The sequence below is a fragment of the Stenotrophomonas sp. YJH_SMC_120 genome (assembly GCF_059368675.1).
Window position 1 is genome coordinate 480,494 of record NZ_JCAFRY010000001.1, and the last position, 23,014, is coordinate 503,507.

The 23,014-nt window shown below is 62.1% G+C and carries 29 protein-coding genes and 1 pseudogene; 5 read left to right on the plus strand and 25 right to left on the minus strand.

The genetic code is table 11. The features are described 5' to 3' along the window. Nucleotides 1–18: 18 nt before the first annotated feature. From AC5P60_RS02435 to AC5P60_RS02455, 5 genes are all read right to left on the minus strand, one after another. Nucleotides 19–3,033 carry a TraM recognition domain-containing protein gene (locus tag AC5P60_RS02435; RefSeq protein WP_224119388.1) on the minus strand — a complete coding sequence of 1,005 codons (3,015 nt, stop codon included), beginning with the start codon at nt 3,031–3,033 and terminating at the stop codon, nt 19–21. A 2-nt stretch (nt 3,034–3,035) separates the two neighbouring features. Further along, nucleotides 3,036–3,530, minus strand: coding sequence for a hypothetical protein (locus AC5P60_RS02440; RefSeq protein ID WP_064968313.1), 495 nt, complete (start codon nt 3,528–3,530; stop codon nt 3,036–3,038). A 64-nt stretch (nt 3,531–3,594) separates the two neighbouring features. After that, nucleotides 3,595–4,743 (minus strand): hypothetical protein, encoded by a 1,149-nt coding sequence (locus AC5P60_RS02445; RefSeq protein ID WP_024957449.1) that lies wholly within the window; start codon nt 4,741–4,743, stop codon nt 3,595–3,597. Between the two features lie 66 nt (nt 4,744–4,809). Continuing rightward, nucleotides 4,810–5,427 (minus strand): hypothetical protein, encoded by a 618-nt coding sequence (locus tag AC5P60_RS02450; RefSeq protein WP_024957448.1) that lies wholly within the window; start codon nt 5,425–5,427, stop codon nt 4,810–4,812. Between the two features lie 34 nt (nt 5,428–5,461). Then, entirely contained in the window at nt 5,462–5,794 is a 333-nt protein-coding gene (locus tag AC5P60_RS02455; protein ID WP_130519073.1) for a hypothetical protein, read from the minus strand. A gap of 1,085 nt (nt 5,795–6,879) precedes the next feature. Here AC5P60_RS02455 and AC5P60_RS02460 point away from each other — a divergent pair. Further along, nucleotides 6,880–7,929, plus strand: a complete 1,050-nt coding sequence (locus tag AC5P60_RS02460) for a hypothetical protein (RefSeq protein WP_224119387.1) — start codon at nt 6,880–6,882, stop codon at nt 7,927–7,929. Here the strand turns inward: AC5P60_RS02460 and AC5P60_RS02465 are convergent. The 9 genes from AC5P60_RS02465 to AC5P60_RS02505 all read right to left on the minus strand — a co-directional run bounded on the left by AC5P60_RS02465 (nt 7,926) and on the right by AC5P60_RS02505 (nt 12,554). Further along, on the minus strand, nt 7,926–8,252 hold the full coding sequence (locus AC5P60_RS02465) for a hypothetical protein (RefSeq protein WP_049441882.1): 327 nt from the start codon (nt 8,250–8,252) through the stop codon (nt 7,926–7,928). The genes AC5P60_RS02460 and AC5P60_RS02465 overlap by 4 nt on opposite strands. Before the next feature lie 74 nt (nt 8,253–8,326). Then, nucleotides 8,327–8,908: a hypothetical protein gene (locus AC5P60_RS02470; RefSeq protein ID WP_049441880.1), complete on the minus strand. Its 582-nt coding sequence runs from the start codon at nt 8,906–8,908 to the stop codon at nt 8,327–8,329. A 483-nt stretch (nt 8,909–9,391) separates the two neighbouring features. Next, nucleotides 9,392–9,748, minus strand: a complete 357-nt coding sequence (locus AC5P60_RS02475) for a hypothetical protein (protein ID WP_224119386.1) — start codon at nt 9,746–9,748, stop codon at nt 9,392–9,394. Continuing rightward, nucleotides 9,741–9,971 (minus strand): hypothetical protein, encoded by a 231-nt coding sequence (locus AC5P60_RS02480; protein ID WP_224119385.1) that lies wholly within the window; start codon nt 9,969–9,971, stop codon nt 9,741–9,743. The genes AC5P60_RS02475 and AC5P60_RS02480 overlap by 8 nt, the downstream gene beginning before the upstream one ends. A 325-nt stretch (nt 9,972–10,296) precedes the next feature. Beyond that, a complete protein-coding gene (locus AC5P60_RS02485; protein ID WP_224119384.1) occupies nt 10,297–10,860 on the minus strand; it encodes a hypothetical protein in 564 nt (187 codons plus the stop codon). A gap of 11 nt (nt 10,861–10,871) precedes the next feature. After that, nucleotides 10,872–11,459: a ParA family protein gene (locus AC5P60_RS02490; RefSeq protein WP_139726875.1), complete on the minus strand. Its 588-nt coding sequence runs from the start codon at nt 11,457–11,459 to the stop codon at nt 10,872–10,874. 197 nt (nt 11,460–11,656) lie between these two features. Beyond that, nucleotides 11,657–12,127, minus strand: coding sequence for a hypothetical protein (locus AC5P60_RS02495; protein WP_224119383.1), 471 nt, complete (start codon nt 12,125–12,127; stop codon nt 11,657–11,659). Next, nucleotides 12,124–12,369, minus strand: coding sequence for a hypothetical protein (locus AC5P60_RS02500; protein ID WP_100442713.1), 246 nt, complete (start codon nt 12,367–12,369; stop codon nt 12,124–12,126). The genes AC5P60_RS02495 and AC5P60_RS02500 overlap by 4 nt, the downstream gene beginning before the upstream one ends. Further along, nucleotides 12,366–12,554 (minus strand): hypothetical protein, encoded by a 189-nt coding sequence (locus AC5P60_RS02505; RefSeq protein WP_031421735.1) that lies wholly within the window; start codon nt 12,552–12,554, stop codon nt 12,366–12,368. The genes AC5P60_RS02500 and AC5P60_RS02505 overlap by 4 nt, the downstream gene beginning before the upstream one ends. A gap of 171 nt (nt 12,555–12,725) precedes the next feature. On the opposite strand from AC5P60_RS02505, the gene AC5P60_RS02510 reads away from it, so the two are divergent. After that, nucleotides 12,726–14,639, plus strand: a complete 1,914-nt coding sequence (locus AC5P60_RS02510) for a type 4 pilus major pilin (RefSeq protein WP_224119382.1) — start codon at nt 12,726–12,728, stop codon at nt 14,637–14,639. Between the two features lie 35 nt (nt 14,640–14,674). Here the strand turns inward: AC5P60_RS02510 and AC5P60_RS02515 are convergent, their stop codons facing one another. The 4 genes from AC5P60_RS02515 to AC5P60_RS02530 all read right to left on the minus strand — a co-directional run bounded on the left by AC5P60_RS02515 (nt 14,675) and on the right by AC5P60_RS02530 (nt 17,235). After that, on the minus strand, nt 14,675–15,292 hold the full coding sequence (locus tag AC5P60_RS02515) for a hypothetical protein (RefSeq protein ID WP_140222680.1): 618 nt from the start codon (nt 15,290–15,292) through the stop codon (nt 14,675–14,677). Nucleotides 15,293–15,462: 170 nt separating this feature from the next. After that, nucleotides 15,463–15,957 (minus strand): hypothetical protein, encoded by a 495-nt coding sequence (locus AC5P60_RS02520; protein ID WP_224119381.1) that lies wholly within the window; start codon nt 15,955–15,957, stop codon nt 15,463–15,465. A 74-nt stretch (nt 15,958–16,031) separates the two neighbouring features. Continuing rightward, on the minus strand, nt 16,032–16,415 hold the full coding sequence (locus AC5P60_RS02525; RefSeq protein ID WP_140222681.1) for a hypothetical protein: 384 nt from the start codon (nt 16,413–16,415) through the stop codon (nt 16,032–16,034). Nucleotide 16,416: 1 nt separating this feature from the next. After that, on the minus strand, nt 16,417–17,235 hold the full coding sequence (locus AC5P60_RS02530) for a hypothetical protein (RefSeq protein ID WP_049419311.1): 819 nt from the start codon (nt 17,233–17,235) through the stop codon (nt 16,417–16,419). A 106-nt stretch (nt 17,236–17,341) separates the two neighbouring features. Here AC5P60_RS02530 and AC5P60_RS02535 point away from each other — a divergent pair, with 106 nt between their 5' ends. Continuing rightward, nucleotides 17,342–17,698, plus strand: a complete 357-nt coding sequence (locus tag AC5P60_RS02535) for a helix-turn-helix domain-containing protein (protein ID WP_049419313.1) — start codon at nt 17,342–17,344, stop codon at nt 17,696–17,698. A 27-nt stretch (nt 17,699–17,725) separates the two neighbouring features. After that, on the plus strand, nt 17,726–18,037 hold the full coding sequence (locus AC5P60_RS02540; RefSeq protein WP_140222682.1) for a hypothetical protein: 312 nt from the start codon (nt 17,726–17,728) through the stop codon (nt 18,035–18,037). Nucleotides 18,038–18,099: 62 nt separating this feature from the next. Here the strand turns inward: AC5P60_RS02540 and AC5P60_RS02545 are convergent, their stop codons facing one another. The 7 genes from AC5P60_RS02545 to AC5P60_RS02575 all read right to left on the minus strand — a co-directional run bounded on the left by AC5P60_RS02545 (nt 18,100) and on the right by AC5P60_RS02575 (nt 22,140). After that, nucleotides 18,100–18,285, minus strand: a complete 186-nt coding sequence (locus AC5P60_RS02545; RefSeq protein WP_008268538.1) for a hypothetical protein — start codon at nt 18,283–18,285, stop codon at nt 18,100–18,102. A gap of 36 nt (nt 18,286–18,321) precedes the next feature. Then, nucleotides 18,322–18,573, minus strand: a complete 252-nt coding sequence (locus AC5P60_RS02550; RefSeq protein WP_049419319.1) for a hypothetical protein — start codon at nt 18,571–18,573, stop codon at nt 18,322–18,324. A 474-nt stretch (nt 18,574–19,047) separates the two neighbouring features. Then, complete coding sequence (locus AC5P60_RS02555; protein WP_224119380.1) at nt 19,048–19,416, minus strand: hypothetical protein; 369 nt, start codon at nt 19,414–19,416, stop codon at nt 19,048–19,050. Beyond that, complete coding sequence (locus AC5P60_RS02560) at nt 19,413–19,637, minus strand: hypothetical protein (RefSeq protein ID WP_224119379.1); 225 nt, start codon at nt 19,635–19,637, stop codon at nt 19,413–19,415. Before AC5P60_RS02560 ends, AC5P60_RS02555 begins: the two co-directional genes overlap by 4 nt. A gap of 777 nt (nt 19,638–20,414) precedes the next feature. Then, complete coding sequence (locus AC5P60_RS02565; RefSeq protein ID WP_099470344.1) at nt 20,415–20,801, minus strand: H-NS family nucleoid-associated regulatory protein; 387 nt, start codon at nt 20,799–20,801, stop codon at nt 20,415–20,417. Nucleotides 20,802–21,057: 256 nt separating this feature from the next. After that, on the minus strand, nt 21,058–21,765 hold the full coding sequence (locus AC5P60_RS02570; RefSeq protein ID WP_099470345.1) for a hypothetical protein: 708 nt from the start codon (nt 21,763–21,765) through the stop codon (nt 21,058–21,060). 132 nt (nt 21,766–21,897) lie between these two features. Continuing rightward, on the minus strand, nt 21,898–22,140 hold the full coding sequence (locus AC5P60_RS02575; RefSeq protein ID WP_130519095.1) for a hypothetical protein: 243 nt from the start codon (nt 22,138–22,140) through the stop codon (nt 21,898–21,900). A 337-nt stretch (nt 22,141–22,477) separates the two neighbouring features. Between AC5P60_RS02575 and AC5P60_RS02580 the strand changes: the two are divergent. Next, nucleotides 22,478–22,579 (plus strand): annotated as a pseudogene (locus AC5P60_RS02580) (transposase); the annotation flags it as partial. Nucleotides 22,580–23,014 lie beyond the last annotated feature (435 nt).

A 23,014-nucleotide genomic window follows, 5' to 3' on the forward strand; every position in this document is an offset into this window, starting at 1 on the left:
GCCTTGCCCTTTTTGGGCTCAGTCGTTGGGCATCATCTCGGCCAAGTCCGTGCGGCTCACGCCTGCCCGGCAGAGCGAGACAATCGCATTGCCGCGTGCAGCGGTCAGGGCCGGGTATTCCTCTTCCAGGAAGAGCGGCAGGACCTCCCGCTTGCCCCCTGTGGGCATGTCGATGTCCCGCGCCAGCTCCTCTTGGCCCACCGTGTCTTCAGCCCCGACGCGCCATTTGCGCCCCGTCGCCGGATCCACGCGAAGCGCGCTCAAGCGGCCTGCGCCCTGCATCAGCATTTGCTCGTAGGCCGCTGCGTAGGGGTGGTTCGGGTCGTTGAGAACGCTGTGGCGGAAGTTGGTCAAGCCACCCGAGAAATCGATGCCACGCGTCGGCTCCTTGAAGGTGGTCAACTGAGCCTTGCCCAGCCGCTTCATCAAGTAGTTGCGTGTGACAAACGAGTGGTTGAGCGCGACGACCGATTGCATGGTGTTGGCCAGCAAATCGGCTTCGTTCTCCGACCCGTAGGTGTTGATAAGGCTGTCGTGGCCCTGCACCGCGATCACCGGCATCAACCCCAGGCTTCGGGAGGTGCTGAAGAGCAGCACATCGTCCGAAGTCAGCAGCAAATGCGCCTCGTCCATCATCAACAGCACGTCGGTTTGGCCCGGCAGCATTTCGCGCCACTTGTCGCCGTGCGCCCCGCGTGCCCGAATGCCGTTCATGACACGCTGCTTGAGCAACCGCTGCATCATGTCGCCCGCTTCGCCGAACTGGGTGGGGGGCAGGAACAAGCCCACGAACTTCCCGCAAAGCGCCTGAGAGACGTCCACTTCCCCACGTTCGACGGAATGCCACGGGATGTCATCCGCCGTCCGGAGCTTTTCACCCCGAAGCAGTTTTTCGATGAGCCCCCGCGAGTTCAACGTGAAGGACTGGCGCTGCTCTTTATGCATCGCAGGAACGCCCAGCAATGCCCATTCCAGCGAGCTTTGCAGCTGGGACATGGGACGCAGCAAGTCGGGATGGACGGTCTCGGACCGGGTGGCCAAGCGGTTGTGGTAGTCCCGGGAGTAGGCGGCATAGGCCTCCCGCTCTTCGTCCGTGCTAGACGTATCCGGGCGCTCCAACCCCAACCAGTTCACCAACTCCAGCACGCGAGCGCTGGCGATCTCCCCGCCACGCGGCGTCGGCACCACCTGCTCAACCATCGCCAACAGCTTGGCATGGTGGAATGGGGTGTAGAACCAGTTCCGGGAAGCCTCCGCCACAATCGCGTAAGTGCCCATTTGCTCTTCCACGCGAGCCAGCGCCGCTTCCAGGTCTTCCAACCCCAAGCCACGCTTCTCCAGCTCCTCCCGCTCCAGCAGCATCATCAACCGGGCGTGCTCCAACCCTTCCAGCTTGGCGATGCAGAAGTCTCGGTAGGCCTGCTCGTGCTCGCATGCGGCCTTCAGGACGATGCCGGTGTGGAAGAGGAAAGCGTCGCCGCCATCGCTCCAGAGCTTGGACTTCTCATCGACCTTGCCACCGGTCGCGCCGCGAAGGGCCTTGGTGATTTGATCCGGCTCCAGGCCCTCGTAGGGGGCCACCGACATGCCTGCGCGCACGACGATATCAAACGCGTCCTTGCCCAAATCGGAGATGATCGCGCCGTCCTTCGCGTCGAGGATGAGTGCTCCACCCCCGCTGCGCTTCGCATCAAGAACGGTCTCGCCCGCGGCGCTCCCCTTCAGTTCATTCCGCAGTCCTACGGCCAATGCGGACTCGCGATAGCGACGGGCCAACGGCCGCAGCACGCTGAAGGACTTGCCCGAACCGATACGCCCGTAGACGATCAGGCCTTGGGTCAGGTCGCGCCAGGACAGCATCATCACCGTGCCCTTGTCCGGCGCAAAGCCATGGCCGCGGTCGTTCAGGTGACCAGACGCTCGACCCACCTTCAAAAGCGGGGTCTTGTCGCGCAACGCTTCGGCAGCCTGCTGCTCGCGGGCCTTCACGTGGGACTTGGACAGGGCACCCTGGGTCGCCAGGTTGTTATCCATGTTCTGCAGGTAGAGGCGAGCGGCCGTTTGAACGAAGTTGCCTTCCGTGAACTGCAAGGCATACATGGCCGCAATCACAAACGCCACGGCCACGCCCATTCCGTCCGGGAGAAGGGAGCCAACCCCAACAAGGGCCAAGATCACCACCATCCACTTCATCATCTGAATGAAGCGCTCGGCGGTCCCCCCCAGCACGCCCCGGTGGGGATGCGAGGCCGCACTCAGGAAGGCCGCAAACAACAGCAGGCCAGGAATGGTCAAGATCAGAAGAACGATGCCCGCCATTTTGGCAAAGCCCGCAGCGACCGCCATCATCCCCGCTCCCGTGTTCATCGGGTCAACCGCTGCTTGCCCCATGCTGGCCGCGTCCACGTGGAGCGCGGACGACAACGCCGCCGAAGCGGTTGCAATCAGCACGGGCAGCACCATCAGGGCCAGGCCCTTGAAGGCTTCCTTCATCCCTTCCGCTTGCTTCAACGCAACAAAGTAAGGAATGGCAGCCAGCAGCACCACGTAACTAAAAACGCCAATGAGCGAGCCCAAGAAGTATTGAACCGCACCAATCAGCGGGAAGGCCAGATACATCAGCGAGGTTGCAGTGCTGTCGCCGCCCAGCGCCATGTCGTCCCCCAGCACGAAGCCTTCGGCACGACGTCCTTCCTTGGTGATGATCATGCGGGCCTGGGTGTTGCGCAGATCCTCCGGAACCTTCGGCCACCACGGATGGAACTGGTCCAGATCCAGTTCTTCGGGCACAACCAGTGCCATCTCTTTCTCGTCGAAAACCGCGCCCGCTTGGACCGCCATATCTACATCCTCTGGGGGAACGTCCAGCACGCGGCTCTTCACGCGGTCGCTCACGTCAAAGCGCCCGACCAAGTTTTCGTAGCGGTCATTGCCGTCCAGAATGATTTGCTCCAGCGTGCTCGACGCTTGATCGTCCTTCTTGAACAGCTTGCGGCCAATACCGACCGTCCAATCCATCAGCGATAGCAACATGCTCAGTGCCTCCCGTTGTTGTTGTTGTTGGTTTGAGATAGCGCCTGACACGCCACGATTTCCTGAGGCGTGATGGTGCCGCTCGTCCATTTCTTTTTGCACTCGTTCAACGACAACGAGGGCGCGAGTTGGATCGCCGCCGGCGAAGGGCGTGTTCCTTTCACTTTGTTGACGACCAATGCCCCAAAGCAAAGGGCCACGCACGCGGCCGAGGTGACAAGAAAGCCGGCTTTGGACACATGTTTTTCGCTGGCGTGCCGAACCTGGCTGGCGCGCAGGGCGTCCATCCTCCAGGCATCAAAGTCCTCATCGTTTGCCACCGGCATCTTCCGGTCCGCCCGCAGGTAGTAATACGAGGTCAGGACGTTCTCTCGGCAATCGGAGAGCCCAAATCTTTCTGGGTTACCAATGAAAAATCGCCCATGCAGGTTGAGCCACTTCGATCCGAAGTGGAGCTTTCCGGGCTTTCGATACTGCGTAAACAACCACCCAAACATTTTTCCTCCCATCTTTCATGGATACACATTCTTTCTAGCAAGGCTTTCGATAAGCGCAAGCACCTCACCTGATCTTTTCTGCCCACGCGTCGATATCGCTGTTGGCTTGGTCCTGCCAATCGTTTTTCGGCTCGGGTTTAGCAACAGGCTTGGGGGCCGGCTTGGGCTTTGCAGCTGGTTTCGAAACCGGCACCGGCTTTGACGCCGGGGCAGTTGCCGGGGTCTGGGCCTTAGGTGGCTCTGCCAGCACCGGGGCTTCCACAACCGGGGCAGCGACCGCGGCCTTCTCTTCCACCGGGGCAGTCACGGGCTTGGGCTCCTCGACCTGGGGCGGCGCGGATACAACCGGAGCAACTGGCACGGCGACGGGGGCCGGGGCAGTCACTGCTGCAGCCGGTTTGTCTTGGAGCGGAACGGTTTCGCTGGAGCGGTGAGTGGTCCACCACGCCAACGCCCCACCCAGCACAAGGACGGCCACGCCCGACCCAGCCAGAAGTTGCCAGCCCTTCTTGTTGCTGGCCTTCGCCGACGCCTCACCGGCCGGATTGGCCTTGAGGGCTTCCGGTTTCACCGGGGCCCGGGTCGACGTCGCCTTGGGGGCCGGTGCCGGGGCTTGAGCTGACTTGCTCGGTTCGGGGTTCGGAACAGACGGGGCCACCAGCTCGGCCGGCACTGGAGCGGCAGGCGTTGCGTCCACGGCTTCACTGACGGCAGGCGCAGGAGCGCTGACCGGCTCTTTGATGACAGGCGCGGGGCCTGCTTCTGGTTCTGGTGTCGGCTCGGGAACCACCTCCTCAACAACCGGCTCGGGCGCTTCGGGAGCGGAATCGGTTTGAACGGGCTCGGGCTCAACCACCCGCGGCTCGGGCTGGGCAGTCGCTTCTTGCTCGGCCAACGCCTGGGCGCGCTCGACTTCCAGGCGCGCGTTCTCTGCGGCTTCGGCTTCCTTGCGCGCCTTGGCCTCTTCCGCACGCCGGGCCAACGCTTCTTGCGCCTCTCGCCCCTTCTCAGCGGCGACCGAGGCCGCTTGCTTGGTTTTGTCTGCCAAGGCTTTGCCAAAACTTGCAGCTAGCCGGCCTGCGGTTTTCAAGTTTTCTTTTGTCGCATCGCTGACGAGCTTCTCCGCGTCCGTGGTCGCGGTGGTCTTGGCTTGTGCTGCTTTGGCGAGCAGCTCGCGCTGCTTGCGTTGTTTGATGAGTTCTTCGGGTGTCATGGTTCCTCCCAGGCGCTTGAAAAAGATTTGAGCCAGGGGGCTCTCGCCCCCCAGCTCTCGGTTGGCTTAGCGAACGTCGGGGATCGGCGAAACCGTGATGGCGTAATCGCCCCGGCCGCACTGGTCATCGACCGTGGCGTTCTGAAGCGCGCCGCGCTTTGCCAGCTCAACGACCGGCACCTGGCACACGGCGGCATCGGCACCACTGAAGCCAACCGTCAGCTTTTCTTTGCTCGCCTTGAGCAACGCGGCCAGCTTGTCCAGCGTGGCAGCGGTCTTGGCACTCACCTGCTGCATGTCAGCGGCCGGGTAACGGATGACCAGCTTGTCCAGGGCCTCAACCGGGCCATCGTTGTCGTTGGCCTGGACGATCTTGGTATGCACCTGGGCGTCCAGCCCCGCAGCGCGGGCGGCGTCTGCCACTTCCTGGGCTTCCTGGACCTGCGCGCGATACGACGCAAAACCGCCAACGACCGCGCCTGCAGCGCACGCCGTCAGGGCCTTGTCTTTCTTGCCGGTCAGCAGAGCGATGCCTGCACCGGCAGCGCAGCCAATCCCGCCCGCCTTGAACAGGCGCAGCTTGTCGGTCTTCTTCTGGGGTTCGGGCTGGGGGGTGTCCTGGGCAAACGAAAGCCCCGGAGCCAGCAACGCGGCGATGGTGAGAGTGAGGATGAAACGCTTCATGGGTATGCCTCCTTATGAGGTAGTGGGGAAAGGGTCAGAGTTTTGGAGGCAGGAACGCCGAGGTAGCAGCAGAAGCTCGACTGGGTTCGGCAGCCGGTTGCTTGGAGAGGGTTTCGGCGTCGGGTTCTTGCTGCGCCAGGAACTGGGAAAACGCTTGAAGGGTTTTCACCACCAGTTCTTCATTGGCCTGGAGCGCCGCGCTCTGCTCTGCTCGCAAGTCCGCCAGCGCGCTTTCTAGGGCAAGGGCATTCCGCGTTTCGGATTCGCGGACCGTGGCTCGGATGTCGCCCAACGCATCGGACGCTTCAAGCCCCTGAACCACGCCCCGGTTTTTCTCCAGGACCGCCAGGCGCAAATACTTGTTCAAGGAAACGCCTTGTTCTTTCGCGCAATACCGCGCGCTCTCCAACTCATCGGGAGCGATGCTGAAAGATTTGGTTAGAAGCGACGGACGACCCACTTAACCCCCTGCAATGAAAATCCACACCCATGGATTAGCAAAGGATTTAAGAAGCGCAAGTGGGCTAAGCCGTTTTTCTTCTGTTTTTCTGGGGTTCCGGCCATTTTTCAGCCGAACGGTTGGCCAAGTTGTTAGCCAAGACTGAAAACAAGGCGCAGCAAGGCCTGGGCGGGTGGAAAGGCGCAGCGTTTCTAGCCAAGCCGGAAAAACACTTCAGTGCGACTTGTGTATGGCCTACTCCCTTCACCCTTCGGAAAACCGTGAACGGTGAATGGGCAGCCAACCTCTTTCCCCGCAGTCCTTCCCCAGTTTTCGCTCCACCGATCTTGCGCTTCCGCTTTTCCCCGGTAGTTGTATGAGAAAGCCCTTCACTCGCCACAACCCGGAGACCCCCATGCCCCTCACCCCCGCCACGCTCAGCCGCTCGAAAAAGTTTTCGCCAGCCCCCGCAGCCTTCCTCCCCACCCAGCCAGCTCCCCACCCCCCCACCGACTCCGCACCCCCTGTATCAGAAATCGGGGACCGCCGTTTTCCTCACTCCCGCCCCCCGCCCCAGTTCGTTTTAGTCAAGCGGAGGCGAGCATGGGATCGCGTGAGTGGTTGGTTTCAGTCACGCTGCTCGGGTGTTCGGAAAGCCCTGTCTCCATCCGTTTTAGTCAACTCTGCTTGGGGGTTTGGATGGTCGAGTGCGGGGGTTCTCGCGCTCGGTTCGCATGCCCTGGAAACACTGACCCCATCCGTTTTAGTCAAGCGGGCTGACCTTGCTCTCGTTCGCTGTCCCCGGGCCTTCGATCAGCGATTGGCGGTCCAGTGCTGGGCTGGGAATGGATCGGGCAAGCAGATCCAGGGTTTTGGATCGGCGGTTGCTGGGGTGGTTCGACAGGCTCGGCAAGGCGCTTTAGTCAAATCTTTTTCAGGCTTCTGCAACGCCCCACTGCCCCCGTTCCGCGATCCGGTTGCTGGGCCCGCGTTGAACGGCTGGGGGGTGTTCCGTGCTTGAGCTGACCCCCTTCTTGGACGCCATCGCCCGAGCCGATGCCCCGCTGGAAGGCAAGGCCAACGGGTGGCAACGCAAAGCAGGGCTGGCAGAGTTCGGCAACGCCTGCGCCTTCTGCTCCGCTCCACTGGACCTGTCCTCTCCCAAGTCCTGGACGGCTACGTCACTGGTCCCCGCGCAACTGGGTGGCCCCGCTGGCGTGGTGGAGAACTGGGTGCCTGCCTGCCGTTCCTGCGCGTCGAGGAAAGGCCTGCGCGATGTGGTGAGCTGGTCGGACTGGCAAGCGTCGGCGGACCCTGACCGGGTGGCTTTGCTGCTGGAGCGTCGGCGCTCTGCGTTGCTCTACGCGGAGAACCATTTCACCCCGTTGAGCCGTCACTCGAAGCGTGAGCGGCTGCTAGCACACCTGTCCGCCCGTTTCGACAAGCCCCGCTTCAGGGTCTATGCCTGGTCGGGTGAGGTAGATGGGGAGCGCGTGTGCTTGGTGGGCTGGAGCACCCGGTCAGGCGATGCCTTGGCACTGAGCGAGGCCCTGCTGGCGTTACGAATGAGGGACGGGGGCGAGGTGGTGGCAGAGGGCCAGGTGACCCTTCTGCGGCTTCCGGCAAACGGGTTCCTGGGGGCCGTGTGGACGCTCATTGAGGCCCATGGGATCGTCGTGCCGCTTGAGGTGCCGGGCGGTGGCCAGGTGGACGATGACGACTGGCGGGAGTGCTGGCGCCACCGTGTGATGGACCCGGTGAGCAACCACAAGCGGATTCCGATGACCGGCGGTCCTGCCCTGCCTCATGCCCCCCGCGTGCTGTCCAGCAACCCGGATTCGGTTCGGCGGCTGGCCCAACTGCAGGCCGCCAAGCGGGCTGACAAGTTGGAGTCAGCGGAACTTTTGTATCGAGAAGCGATGGCGAGGAAGTCGAAACACCTAGGACGTGTGAAACGCGGATTGGAAGAGCCTATGCCGCTGGACGATTACCGGGCGTGGGCCGATGAGGTGCGGCAGCTGGGGGTGGCTTGGGCTCGGTTGGTGAACGAGAGCCGGGGCTAACGCTGGACGTTGACCTGGGAGGCATGCCAGGCCGCATAGGGGGTGTTCTTCACCAAGCACCGGTTCCAATCCCTCTCCCCATCTGTCCACCACACCGGGCCTCGTTCGCCCAGGCCCCTCTTCGCGCTGTCCACGGCGCACCGGGCGGCGGCGAGTGCGTCCTCGTCCCTGTTGGCCTTCGCTGCTTTGACGGCACGCCGGGCGTCCATCAGCTCGTGGACCAGGCGTTGCCTCTCCTGCTCACTGAGGCCTGGGTTGGTGGTGCGCCAGAGGCGCCCTCGGACGATGAGGTAGCGGCCGTCTGGGGTGGTGAGGGGTTCCATGGGGAGGAGCGTATGGGGTGGGCGGTGACGGGGGAGCAGACAAGAGAAGGACGGCCATTGATCCGCCCTTACTTTCAAGACACCTCTTCCTCTTCCACCTTTTTCAGCACCAGGTCCGGGTTGGCGCTGATGTAGCACTGGCCGTTTTCATCATCGATGGCGGCCCCCACCAAGCCCAACTTGTGCGCCACCAGGGCCCGAACGCTTTGCAGGCCCCAGCCGTCGATCTGCTCATCCCAGGGGTCGCAACAGTCGTTATCGTCACCGCCGATGCTCTCATCGCAATCGTCGAACTCAATGGCGCGGCAAAAAACAAACTCAACGGTTTCATCGTCCAGGTCATAGCCCATCTCTGCCATGGCTTCCTTGCAGGCTTGCTCGGCCATGGTGAGGGTCAACTGGAGCTGTTCGCCATTCCTGCCCACCGCCCGGGTTCCTTCTTCCACGGCCAGCTTCATGTTCCACACCAAGTTGGCGGTGAGAAAATCGCAGTCGTCTGGGAGGCTGATCTGGTAACTGTGGGGCCCGAAATGCTGCTCTTCGCCATCCGAAAAGCAGAGGCCACGGATTTCAGAGGTTTGCCCGTCAAAGGGATTTAGGGGCTGGTCGGCCAGGTTGGCATCACGGGAGCAGTGGTAAAAATGACGCATGAGCATGGCGGTTATCTTTTCTTTTTTTCAGGTCGGCGTTATGCCCCCCTACAAATCCAGGTTACAACAGGGCCGAAAAATGTAAACCAGAAAACAACACATTAATTTGACTAAAGATAAAATATGACGGGCAAAAAGCAGATTTGAACAACCTTTGCAACGGCTCACACTTCTACGCTTCAGCGGATCCAAGGCCTGGCGGAAGCCACGGCCCATCCCCGCCTTTTCTTCCAAAACTCGGCGGCAGCGCCGTCGGCTTTGGCCGCTTTTGCTCTTGAAACAACGCGGCCCCGGGCCGCGTCTGAAAAGCCCCCTCCGGGGAGATTAGGACATAGGCCGGGGCTTCCGCCCCAGCCACCGCCCAACTCTCCCACGCCCCAGTAGCCCAACAACTCAGCAAAGGGGCAGGCGCCCCTTTTTCAGCAGCATTGCCAAACCCTAGGCATAAAAAAGGCGACCCTTGAGCCGCCGTTTTTCCTTTCCATTTCTTCACCGGCTCTGCTCCAGGCACCGGTCCACCAGTTGCCGCATCGCCTCGCCCAGCGAGATCCCCGCCGTTCGTGCGTCCTGGATCAGGCCCTTGGCCACCTCTTCAGACACCTTCGGGTCCGGCAAAATCGCGCCGTAACGCTTCCCATCCGGCCCATGCTTGGCACGGACTCGGGGCCCGAACGGCTGCCGGATGTCGGCATGGGTGGCCACCAGGGCAGCCAATGCACTGCTGGCCGTGAGCCCCTGCTGGCGAGCGAGAGCCCGGAATGCGGCCGCCTTGGCCGGGGCAATGCGAACCGTGGGCAGCCGGCGGGGAACCGGCTGCTTGGGGGCGATGGCGTATCCCTTAGCCATTGATGAGCTCATCCCGGACGTGGGCGCGATACCAGCGGCGGCAGACCTTCTCAAACCCTTCTTGATCTTCGCCCTCGTAGGAATGGGTGTAGCCATTGCTATCGCAGATCTGCTCACCGAGGGTGCCTGGTTGACCATTCAAATCAGCGTAGATGTAGGAACGGCCAGGGCGAGAGAAAGTGATGGTGCGGTTGATTTTACGGCTATTGATGATGAGTTCCATGATGATTACCTTTTTGGCTTTTTCGGTCAGCAGTATTGCCTTCCTATGAATCCAGGTTACGACAGACCCAAAAAATGTAAACCCTAAAGCAACACATTTATTTGACTAAAGTATAGAACTGACGGGCAACCGCAAAAGACACAAAAACCCTGAAACACCTCACATTTCCAGCCAAGCGCCGGGCCCGGCGGAAGCCGAAGCCCCACCCGCCTTTTCTCCACCACGCTTTTGCTTTCAGCCGCTTTTGACGTTGCTTTTTCCACTCACCGCCAGCCATAAAAAAGGCGGCCCATGGCCGCCTCTCGCTCGTCAAACCGCATCCGCCTTACCTCTCTTTTCGTTGCCGGCCCACAATCGCCTTCCTCACCTGCCGGCGCACCGGATCCAGGTCGTCGGTTGCCGTGGTGACCACCAAGCGCCTCTTCGACTTCTTGAGCTCTTGGCAGGCCCAGGACGCCAGCGCGATGAGCGCGGTGGTCACCACGGGATCCTGCTCCCCAGTTGCGCCTTGGATTTGCTCCCGCAGCTTGGGCGGCAGGGTGACCATCGTTCGCTCGATCCGGCGGCCCTTGGCGTCCCGGTAGTCGAACATTTGCGAACCCCGGCCCACCTCCAAGTGAACCTTTTTCCCGGCCCGGGTATACGGCGCCTCTTCGCTGAAGTCGAAGTAAGTCTTGCGGTTAGGCGCGTCCCCTGCAGCCACCATCAGCTCTGCCAGCTGCTCCTCGGAAAACTGGTCCAAGTCGACGAGCGGCGCATACTCCCGCTGCGGCTTGGCATGAACCACTTTCGCAGCCGTGGACAGGTCTTTGCGGGCCGGTGCCTTCTTGGCAACTGCGTTCTTGGCGGGGGTCTTCTTGGCAGCCATGAGGTCCGGCAGGGGCAGCATTGGGAGCTCCATCATGCCTGCCCCCGGCCCGGGTTGGCCAACCTTTTTTGGATAGCCTGACCTACCCGCAAAATGTCTTCTCGGGCCTTGTCCACCCCAGCTCCTCGCATGGAGAACACGGTTTCCCCCAGTTCGTAATAGCTGGCCAGTGCTGCGCGTTCGGGAATGACGATGGCGCCTGCCAGGCTGGGATCTTCCAGCCGGCGGCGGTGCTCCGCCCGCTTGAGGTTGACCCGATTGGCGACCGGCAGGAAGGGCTTGCCCTGACGTCGCAGCGTGTCGATGGTCCGCAGGTAGACGACGTAACTGCCCCCGTCGAGCAGCGTTGGGACGATGTAGAGGTCCGCGTCCGGCAGCTGGTCTTTCACTGGGGCGCTGGGCGGCAGGTCTTGAATCTCCAGGTCGAAGCCTGGGGATGAGGCACGGCTCACGGTGAACGGCGTTTCCCCGTCGCTCATCGCTGACCACGCCACGGAACCGCATTGCGGGTCGCGGTCGTTGACGAGCACGCGGGATTGGCCGGCAAACGCGGCGGCGAGGTTGAGCGAGAGCGTGGTGCGCCCCACACCCCCTTTGAAGCAACAGACAACGAGACGCATGAGATGGGCTCCTTTTATGGGTAGGTCGTGCAACACACTACGATGCAAACCTATTCCCGCAAGAGCCATGCAGCGAGGGGGTTTCAGCGGTGCAGACGTCTTACGTTCAGCGACCCTGGGGCCCGGCGGAAGCCGTGGCCCACCCTGCCGTTGTCTCCACCCCGCCTTTCGGCGGCGAGTAGCCGCCGGCACGTGCTTCAAACCTCTTCAGCGACCGGTTGCTGAGTCTTGATGAACGCTGGGTGGTAGCGGTGAAGGTGGGTGTTCATCAAATCCGCGGTATGGCGTGCGAACCATGCCTGCATTGCCGGGCACAGAACGCCTCCACAGACCTCTGCGACGCTCCGACCTTCTGAGATCTGACGACGTTCTAGCTTTCCACTGTGTCCCCGTCGCACCACGAACCGCTCCCCGATCTGAACCAGCGGATTGGCCCCGGCGTCCATAAGCGCCTCAATCATTGCCGCATAACGCGTAGCCAGGACCGGGTCCGACTGGATGGCGTTGGAATACATGAGGGAGGCGACGGCCAACGCGGTGATACCAGGATCGCCGGCCACTCCAGCGTCCAGGTCGGGCGTCCCCTTGAGTGTGTGGAGCCACCCATAGAAGGCCAGCGGGTCGTTGGTTTGGATGGCCCTGATGAGGCTTTCGGTCCCGGCACTCATTGCCCACCTCCCAGAACCCCGATGAGCACCAGGGCCACCAGCACGTAGAACGGCACCAGCACGATGCTCCACCACGCCTTCGAAACCTCTTGCAGAACGCTTCCTTGGCGATGCTCCGCCGGCAGTTGATAGAAGCGCACCAGGGCGCGCCCGGCGGAGATGGGGTTGGCGACCAGGTCCCGGTAGAACACCGCGGTGCCCAGGAGACCGACAAACAGCAGGGCCATGTTCAAGAGGCTCATACGAAGCGCTCCTCTTCCTTCTTCCAACGCCGCTCATGGCGGGCGCGGGTGGCCAAGCGCTGGATCCTGCGGTGCTTGTCGGCCAGCTGATTGAGGCCATTGGTGCGGTCCAGGAACCGCGCGGCGGTGTGGAGTTGGAAATGCGCCAGGTCGGTGCTGGCGGGCTCGACGGGATGAATCTTCATGTCTTCACTCCCTTTTATGGGTAGGTCGGCTTACCCATTAAACCGCTCCTACACCACGATCCAACCACATCGCCAACCGATGTCAACCCATTGATTCAAAACATTTTTGACTAAAATAAGGAACTGCTCTCAGGGCTTGTCAAAATGCATTTGTGTCGCATGCTCAAATGCATGACACTGCATGCTCGCCCTCCCCGTTGTTTGCCCGCCCCTGGCTTTGGCCTGGTCGAGTTGCTGCTCGCATTGGGGGTTGCCACGGCAATGGGGGCTGCCGCGTTTTGGGTCTACCCCCGCGTCACCACCCGGGTGAACGTGGCATCGGACGTCGAGAACGTTCGGGACCTGGCCAACCGCGTTGATCGGTCCCATGGCGTCGTTGGCTCGTTCCGCGGCGTCAGCACGTTGAACGTGCTTGAAGATGGGCTGGCCCCCGCCGACTTCCGCCAAGCCAGCGCAGCGACCATGAGCAACGCGTGGGGTGGTGCAGTGACTGTGTCCCCGGCCACGGTGCGCTTGGCGGGGGATGCCTTTTCCGTGGGGCTGTCCGGGCTTCCTGCGCGGGCCTGCGTGCCGTTCGTCTCCGCCCTTGCGGGCGACGCGAACGTGCGGGACGTGATCGTGGGCAACACCAGTGTTTTGTTGGGCAACGGCGGAACCCTGGACGTCCCCGGGCTGGGATTGGCGTGCGGGGCCGATGGGGCCGTGGTCGACGTCGTCTATTACTCAGGCCTGGTCGCCGGGTCGTCGGTGGCCGTGGTGCCCACGCTTCCCACTCCCTCCACGCCCGCGTTCCCGGCCCCTTCAACGCCAACCCCGGCTGGGCCCGTATCCACCGCTCCCAGCGTGCCCGATGCAGTGCCGGGCGTTCCTGGGAGCGTGTCGCCAAGCCCTGGGGTTGCTCCTTCCCCGGCGGTTCCGCCGCTTCCTGTTGCGCCCAGCGTTCCGGTGCCTCAGCCGCTCCCAACGCCGGTCCCCACCCCGGCTCCGCCGGCCTTGGTGCCGTGCCGGCAATCGGAAAGCTCGGCGGCCCGGGCGAGCTGTCCGGCGGGCACGTGGGGCACAGAGACGGTGCGCACGCGCCAGGTCTGCGCTCCCGGCGACGTGGATCCAAACTCAGACGCCGCGTGGGAGCATCCCGAGGCGTGGGTTCAAGCCCAGACGGTGGCGGCCGTGACGGCGAGGGATTGCCAGGCCTGCCCGGGGACCACCCGTGAGGAACGCGATCAATGGCTCCCCACGTCGCAAGCCTGCCCGTCGGGTCAAACCGGCACGCACACCTGGGAACGGCAGCAGGTGCGGTCGAGGGACGTGTTTACCCATTGCCCGTTAGGCACCACCGCTCTGCCCGGCCCCACTTATGGCGGCTGGTCCAACTGGGTGGATACAGGGGCGCGTCGCAACGAGGTCAACACCTGCAAGCCCACGGCTGCTCGCTGCAGCGACGGGAGCTTGCAGGTCGTGGCGTGGCACTCCGCCGATGGGCAGGACGTTCCGCCCCCCTCGGGTTCGAGTGGCATTTCTTACTGGTATCCCGATGCGGTGGTGCGCCTGACGCCAGCGGAGAAAGCAAAGCTGGACTGGGCCATCGCCAACGTGCCCATCCACCGGGTGGAGACGCCCGCACCGATGCCCGGCAACTGGCCCGCCAACGTGAGCGAGTCGGCGTTCTACGAAGAGCAATGCAACGCGCTTTCGGACGCCGGGAACATCCGTTATGCCTACTCCTACGATTTTGAGTGTGTCTCTAACATGGGCATGCATTACTGCGACTACAACTGGACCAGCGGAGGCACCTCTTTGGCCGTGTGCCGGCAAGCGTGCGCGTCCGACCTGGTGGGCAAGAGCAACAATCCCTATCGCTGGGAGTGGCCCGAGTCGTCCGTGGTGGCTTCGACGCCCTACACGACCTGCACGGGCCAGCCCGGATGCACGCCCAACGGTGGGTTTGGCACCCAGCAAGGCCTGCCGGCGTGCAACGAGCACAACGTGGGCCAGACCTTGGCGTTCAACTGGTATCGCCAGTTCTACAACCCGGTGCGGGTGGACTATCAAGAGATTACGTTGACGTGCCGGGGGCCAACCTGACATCGAGCTAGAGCCCGAGAACAGGTGACGCGCCCTTAGAAGGGATTCACCACTGGTTTCTCGGGCTTGGCAATACCAATCGTCAAACTCTTAACCTTGATCGCACCAATCGCATAGCGCAGGTTGGAAGGACACATGTCCATCACCACATCCGACAGCGAAGCTGTGACCGCTTCTGCATTTGGGCGATCCTGCTTCCACTCGTAGCGAATCGCTCCCGAAGAAACCTTGAAGTTCTGCCCGCCCTTGTAGACGCACTGCTCTTCTTTCATGGAGTTGTCCACCTTGGGCTCACCATACTTCCTGGTGATCAACGACTTGACGCTATCCACGATCCGATTGGAATCACCCAGATCAATATTTATCGATTGCAACTGCCCTGCGACGAACGTAAGAACCGCCTCTTGAGGCTGGTCACTCAAAGGACTGACGATCTTCGTATTAAACTTATCCTCGCCCGACACTGGACTTGAATGTTTGTATTCGTAAGGCTCCAGAGGAGCGGCAAGGTAAACCCCGTCAGTGGGCGAAAGGCCCTCAACGGCGCTGCGCGACACTCCAACCTCAAGCTTTCCAATACCTATAGGCCCCTTGGCAAAACATGCAATAGGCACTAGAGCCAATGCTGAGACTACGATTCGGATAACCTTCATGACTCCCCCTGATTGAGTTTCCGCACGCTTACCTAAGCGCGTTGCAAATGACATTAGGCGGCACCAGCTGGTCTTCCTGACCCAATGAACGGCGCGGTCGTAAGTCCGGCGTGGTGCTGCTTAGGTAGGCGAATATATCATTCAGACTAGGCGGCCAGTTGCAGAGAGCATCATCTGGGGAGGGCCGTTCTATCCCACGCCCGCTTGACCCACCCGAACACTACGGCCAGCACGCCGATCAACAGCACGCCCCAGAGCCAAACCAAGTAAAACGCTGCGGTAGCGATCTCCCCAAACTGGGGATGCTCCGCATACTTGAACCCCAGAACGGCGGCCGCCACCACCGTCACCACGCCCAATCCGCCCCCGAGCAGCGCCCCTTTCAGGAAGCCGTGCTTCCGAAAATACGGCATCCGCCCCGTGCGGACGTGCCAGTCCCAGAGCTGCTGAGCCCGGATGTGGAGCGCCAGGCAAAACGCCAAGAACGCGAAGACGAGCGCACCGGGCACACAACAGACCAGGCCAATGAAGAAGTCGCGCTTCATCACCTCCAGGCCGGCCGCCAGCCCAACCAGGCCCAACGGGCCCAAGATGACGCTCGGGAGGATCAGCGCGGATGGGCCCGGCGGCGCATACACAACTTGCTGCGGCGGATAGCGGTTCATATGGTCCTCCCCTGTTGGATGGCTGCACGCTTGATCGGGACCGGCGTGCAGTCAAGCGGCGGACTGCGGCCCGTTTAGCCCGCAGACGTCCCTTCGTCGGTCACTTCGACCACTTGCCAACCTTCTCCTTGCGGGCGGAACAGGGCCCGCAGCTTCGGCTTGAGGGTGCTCGGCTCGGGCTTAGTGGGCTGGCCACCGATGGACCCCTGCGCTTTTACCGACCCGCCCACCATGCATTCTTGATCCCCATTGGGCTTCTTCTCGCAGTCGAGATCCAAGCCGCCCGCGTCGGTCACTTCAAACCGCCAAGAGCGCTGGAGGGTTGCCTGCCTCCCCTGCTCGGTGAAAAAGCCTTCCACGACCTTCACCCCGTCCTCCTTCGTGGGGCCCTTGTCGCCAGAGCAGGCCGTCAGGGTCAAGAGTGCCGCTGCTGCGGCCACGATCAGTGCGTGCTTCATGTCATGCGTCCTTGTCTTTGGAGGGGGTGATGCCGATGTTCTGGGTCTTGTAGCCGATCTCCAGCCGGTCGATTTGGAGAACGATGTCGGGCAGGCCGTTGGGCTTCAACCTGCCCTCCACGACCTTGAAAAAGATTCGGTCTCCCGCGGCGTCGCGCCCCACCCGTCGCAGCTCGGCCGCGTCTTCCGGCTTCAATCGCAGCGCGGCGTGGTAGCGCCCGCCATGCTCGACCCCGACCACCGCACTGCCCTTGCCCAACGGCGAAGGGCCGATAACGGCCGTCGGAAGAAAGTCAGGCGAGCGGGGATACCAGTCGTGGTTCATGACCAGCACGTAGGCGTGGAGAATGTTGGTCTTGGGGTCGATCTCCACGTCGATGTAGGGCCGCAGGTAGAACGCATCGGTAGAGGCGATCTGCCGCGCCTTGGCCTCAAACGCAGACGCCGGGTCGCCCTGCAGGCCTATGCGTTTGAACTGGTGCCCCCATGAGCCGATGCAGTGGGCCCGCATGGCCGGTGTCAGCGCCGCGCCGGCCTTGGCTTGGGCAAAGAGGTCTTCTTCGCACATCTTGTGACCACCCGACGCGGTGGCCGCCAAGCCCCACCGGATCCGGGTGTAGCCGTCGAGCATCGGAGGGTCGCCGTCGTCCCAATAAGTGCCGGCGGGTTCCAAGTAACGCTTGGTCGCAGGCGCGGAGGCTGCATCTTTCCCCGCCTGCATCAACCCCTTGCCAATCTTTCCCAGAATGCCGTGCTGAGCGGTGGCGGTGCCGCTGGCCAACGCTAGGCACACGGCCACGGCTGCAATCGCTTGCTTCATGCATCCCCCTGATCCCGGCCACCATGGCCTTGTTTGCCATTTTGGCAAATGCGGTGCAGCATGGGAAGCGGCAGACTGAGGGATTGTTCCCGGTTCGTGATCGCCCATGCCTGCCCCTCTCGCCCCAGCTCACACGTTTGGCCGCCGCTTACGCGAGGCCCGGCTGGCCAAGGGCCTGACGCAAGCAGAGTTGGGAGCCGTGCTTGGGTTGGACGAGGAGAACTCCGCCGCTCCCAGGATTTCTCGTTACGAGAGAGGAGATCGGGTGCCGGATCCAGCCACGATGGAAAAGCTGGCCCAAGCGCTGGGCTTGCCGGTCGCCTATTTCCATGCCACCAACGATCTCATGGCGGAGACGTTGTTGGTGATGTCGCGGCTTGACCCAGAGCAGCAGCGAGAGCTGCTGAAGAAGGTGAGGGATTACGCCCAGAGCCGCGGCGTGGACATCGATCCTCCCGAGTAACGTCAACGATCTCAGGGAAGAGGAGACATGCTGAAACGACTTCGACGCTGGTGGCTGCGGCGGGATGCGCCAAGCCCGATGGCACCGGAGCAGTTGCAGGCGCTGATGGACATCAACCTTCTGGAAATCCAGTTGGCAGCGTTGGACGCCCTCAGGCCCTCGACGCCAGCCGCGGAGGCGACCAGGCTGCGATCCCATGCTTGGCTCGCGTCGGTCCGTGGCCAAGGCCCGGTCGGGACACCGAACTGGAGCGAACTGCGGGCAGAAGCGCGAGCACTGAACCGTGATCTGGCGGCCGCCCTGGCTGCCGCGCACGTCGCTGCGCCTTCAGAGACGTGAGACGAGCCTATCGCTCCATGCGAGGCGAACGAGCTCCGACGATGGCCAGGGTGCGGGGGTCATCAGAACTCGTAACCGTCTGGCACGCCCGAGGGGATGCCCTGCATGGGGCCCGAGTAGCCCACCTGCTGAACCAGGTTCTGGGCGGTTTGCGACATGCGATCCAGGCGTTCCGGGACTTGGTCCAGGGCGAACAGAACCATGCCAAAAAGGGCGATGTTGAGCAGTTTGTTGAAAAGTTTGCGCACGAGCGGGGTCCTCCGTGGTTGTCAGGGGTTCGGGTTTCAAAAAAGTTGGTGGTGTTGGGCGATGCCGAACAAGCAAAGCGCCCAGGTGGCCGCAATCGTTGGAGGAGCCAGGCAAAGCGGCACGCCGAGGGCGATGTCCGACAGCTTGGCCTTGGGGTCGGTGACCATCTCCCATCCCAGCTTGGCCGCCCCCATCCCCGACATGGCGTCGAACAGGAATCGCAGGAGCGCTGAGGTGGTGGCGACGGAGGACCGGGCGGGCGCTTGGGTTTGGCTGCGGGTATTCATCAGAGCGCATCCAGTCGGTCAGCAATGGCCAGTCCGGCGACCAATCCAGCCAAGAGGCAAAAAGCAAAGAACGTCAACATGGGGTTTCCTTTGGTTAAAGAGCATCGGCGCCCTTCTCTGATCTCAAGGTAAAAGAAAACCAACTTTTCGCAATAGATTAACCCTACATTTTTCTGACTAAAAAACAAAAATGATGAGCAGACGCAGAAAATACAAAAACCTTGAAACACCTCACATTCCCAGCCCCGCGTCGGGCCCGGCGGAAGCCGAGGCCCCACCTGCCCTTTCCCCAATGCGCTTTTGCTTTGAGCCACTTTTGCCGTTGCCTTCTCTCTCCTAGATCTCAAAAGAACGCGGCCCGGGGCCGCGCCTGAAAAGCCCCCTTCGGGGAGGAAAGGCCCAGGGCCGGGGCTTCCGCCCCAGCGTCCGCGTGGCTGTCCTTGGCCCCATGCCCGCAAAAAGCAGTCCGATTCGTCAGGCGCTGGATTGGATGCATCGCCAGACCAACTGGCGAACGGCTTCTGGCTGACGAATGCCGATTCGGTTGGCGTCGATGAGCAGGGCCATGGCGACCTGGGGAGCCACCTGCACACTGGGGAGCGCGGTTTTGTAGCGCTCTCGCCCCTTCGCCGCCTCTCCGGTCCAAGGCGTGGGGCGTCGAGGGGAAAACGGTTCTCGAATCTGGGCGTGTTGCTCGATGAGCTGGGCCAGTGCAGCGCGCATGCTCAGGCCTTGCGCGGCGGCCAGGGCTTGAAACGCGGCTTTGCTAGGCGCGTCAATCCACGTCTCGTGGATGGTTTCGACCAAGCGTTCTGGGGGGCGGAGAATGTAGCGTTTGGTCATGCAGGGCTCCCGTGCGGCTTGGCCATCCATCCTTGGGCGGCCGCTTCTTCAGCGGTCAGCAACGCGGAAGTGCCCAGGAAGCGCGTGAGCTGGTAATGGCCGATGGTGTGGGGATACCGCTGGAGGTGGGCGTGCATGTTCTTATCGAAGTAGCACTGACCACCCGAGCGGCGCTCGTAGGCAAAGTAGCGGCGACGGCGACTCGTTGTCGGGATTTTCATGCCGAACACCCGCAATCATCGCAACGCTGCATCGCTGCCGGATACGTTGAGAAGGGGTAGGCCCCTTTCTGCCCCACTTCCCCGCAGCACCCACACTGCATGAGCCCGCGAGCGGTTTGGTGAATCGCGGCCTCCGGGCCTTGCCAAACCACGCCGACAACGACGGCTTCCCAGGAGCTGCCGCTCCCGGCAACCACAGTGAGCCTTTCGCCGTTCCGAACGTTCGGGGCGGGCACCCGGGCGCCCCACTCGCCCGTCTTGAGTTGAATGGGGCTGGCGTGGTGGTGAGCCATTAGAAGACCCCCCGATAACCAAGGGCAACAAAGCCTGACTGGTCAATAACGCAAGCAATCATGCGAAAACCTTTGAAGAGGGGGCATCCCTCGCTACCCACTCAAACTAAGCTGCCTCCAAAAAATCGCAATACTTTCACCCTACGTTTTATCGACTAAATATCAAAACTGCCGGAAGGGCCGCGAATCGTTGAAAAACCCTGAAACGCCTGACATTTTCCAGCCAAGCACCGGGCCCGGCGGAAGCCGAGGCCCCACCTGCCTTTTTCCCGGAGCGCTCTTGCTCCATGCTGCTTTTGCCGTTGCTTTTTGTCTTCAAGAGCTCCAAAGAACGCGGCCAGGGCCGCGCCTGAAGAGCCCCCTTCGGGGAAGAAAGGCTCGGGGCCGGGGCTTGCGCCCCAGCCTGAGCGTGGCTGTCTTTGGTTCAACGCCCCAAAAAAAAGCCCCGGTTTCCCAGGGCTCTGTCTGCAACGCTCAATGGCAATCAGGCCTTGAACGGGTGCGCCGGCCATTCCTGGTCTGGGTGTTTCTTTTTCCACGCCTTGCCTTCAGCGGTTTCGGCCCACGCAAGGAATGCCTTCGGCTGACGTCCAGTGCCAGCCCACGTGGTCCCGTCCGGGATCTGGAACTTCGGGGCGCGACTGATGCCGGCGCTCGCGGAAACCACCTTGCGTGGCTCAAGCAGCGCCTTCAGATCGTTCCTCTGCTTCGTCGTGTAATGCTGCCCAAACTGCTGCAAGGTCTCGTAGACTCCTGCAAAGCTGGCCCCGGCTTCGGCGGCCACAGCTTCTTGCTCTGCCTTTTCCAGCGCGGCCACTTGGGCCTCAGCGTCAGCCTTCTTTTTCCTGATTTCTTCGAGCGACAATGCCACGTTATTTCCCTATGGTTAACAAACCCCGATCGTGCCGATTCACAAGGCTGCTGTAAACCCTCAACGACCAGGCCTTGCTTTTATTGAGTTTTTGACAGGCGTCTAAGGGCTTCGCCTTGGAAGTCACTAATCCCCCGTCCGTGTCCGCGGTGATCAACCGCGGGCAGCACTGCGTATGGCCTATTTCGGGCGCGGGCTAGGGCCGGATCATGTCTCCATAGCTGCCATTGCCTCGCCAAGCCCGGGATGGGGATCCTTAAGACCCATCTCGACCATCGCCAACTTCAAGGGCCTTTCGTTCTCCTTCCTCATGGTATCCGAGTGCCAGCGACACCAAGTCCAACAGGTTGTCAGTCCACATTTGAAAGCCCTCGGCGTTCTGCACCTCAATGACTGTAAATGCCCACTCCGACGCGATTTCGGCGTAGCTGGGCCCCACTTTGAGCCGGAGGTAAGCGAGGTGCTTGGGGTAGCGAAGCGCCAACGTCTCATGGGTGACCAAGGCGTAGTGCCCGTTGCCCATGCGCAGCTCCCCCGTCCAGTTCGCCTCGTTCACCAGGGTCTCCGCATCCCGCGCCGTGGTGGGCCAAGAAGCGCCCGACACTTCGGTGACAGTGCAGCCTTCGATGCAATAGCCGTGCAACTCAGTGAAGTCGTCCAGTGCCTCGTACTCCATCTCCTCATCATCAAACTCAGCGCAGTCTTCGACCGTGACTTCCCCCGAGCGCGGAAGCCTCTCCACCACCTCCTCATCGGTGTCCCAATCAATGTTGTCAAAGCGGAACGTGCGAGGCGGCAGAATCGGATCGATCCCCGCATCGGTGAGCACCTCGCACACGATGGACGTGTGTACCTCCAACCCAGCAGCGATGGCCCGAGCGTGGGTGCCATGGCAGGCCAAGCCAAGGATGGCCAGGTCCCGGTGTTCGGGGGACAGGGGGAACATCGGCGTTGCGTTCGTCATGAGTTGTTGCCTCGGCAGTTGGTGACTGAAAGGCTACGGACCACCAGAGGCGGACTCTACGCGCTAAGAGGGAGCCCCCTCTTAGGCCTGAACGGCGCTTCAGAAATACCCCCCCATGCTCGCCCAACGGCTTCAGCAGTTGCCGGTCTCGTGCCTTACCCGGAACCCTTTAGAAATCGGCGTGTCATCGGGCGCAGCGTCCTGCTGCGTGGCGCGATTGGTCTTCATGGCCATCGTCTCGGCCCACACCCGCAATCCGATGTCCTGCAGCAGGATATCTTCCCTCTTTCGCGCGGTCGATTCGATGATCCAGTGGCGGCCATACGCGCCATGCAACAACGGCCCCTCAGGCCATCCTTTCCGGGCGACGGTCATGGCCAGTCCGGCGATCAACCGAACGTCAAAGCATCGCCTCGTTTCTTCCTCGGATAGTTCCAAGCGCGGAGCAAGCAATGCTTCTCGGGCCTTCGTATCGGCCTGTATGACCCGCTCAAGCTCTGCTGGGGTTGGAGCCTCCATGCGCGTCCACACTTGCGCTGGCAAGCATGCCTTGACCCAGTTCCAAGCGCTTGCGGTGTCGTCAGACGGATCAGCCGGGTGCAGGATGAGCCGACTTTCAAACAACGCCTGGAGGGTTTCCGGATGCTGACCTGCCCCCACTGAGCCGTACCAGCCGAAACTAGGTAGAGTCCGTCATCCAGAGAGGACGGACATGCGCAAGAGTCGCTTCACCACGGAACAGATCATTGGCTTCATCAAGCAGGCCGAGGCCGGCATGGCGGTATCGGAGTTGGGCCGGCAGCACGGCTTCAGCCCGTCCTGCCCCTCCCCCCCGAGGAAAGCCATGCGCCCGCGCTGCACGCATGAAGACCAGATTGTCGATGTCACGCCAAGCGCGCTGGGCTACGAGTAATGCTCGGCCATCCGATCATCGAAGGCTACGAGCCGCCCGAAGGCTGGGGCTAGTGCTATGTCGACGAAGTGGAAGTCGAATGCCGGACCAGACCCCGCAGCTGATCCCGCGCTACTTCTCAGCTTCGTGCCGTCCTTGACCCGGCGGGTCATCGGTTGAGCAGACCAACGCTTCCCACCGGAAAGTCTCGGCACGCACCGCTCATGCGTGGACCGACGCGGCGAGGCCAGGGCGTGCCGAAAGCGAGCCAACCTTCTGCAACCCGAGGCCATGAAGCGAGCGGCTTCATGGCCTCATCACGCTTGCATGTCCAGTATCGTAATCCCCAATACCCTG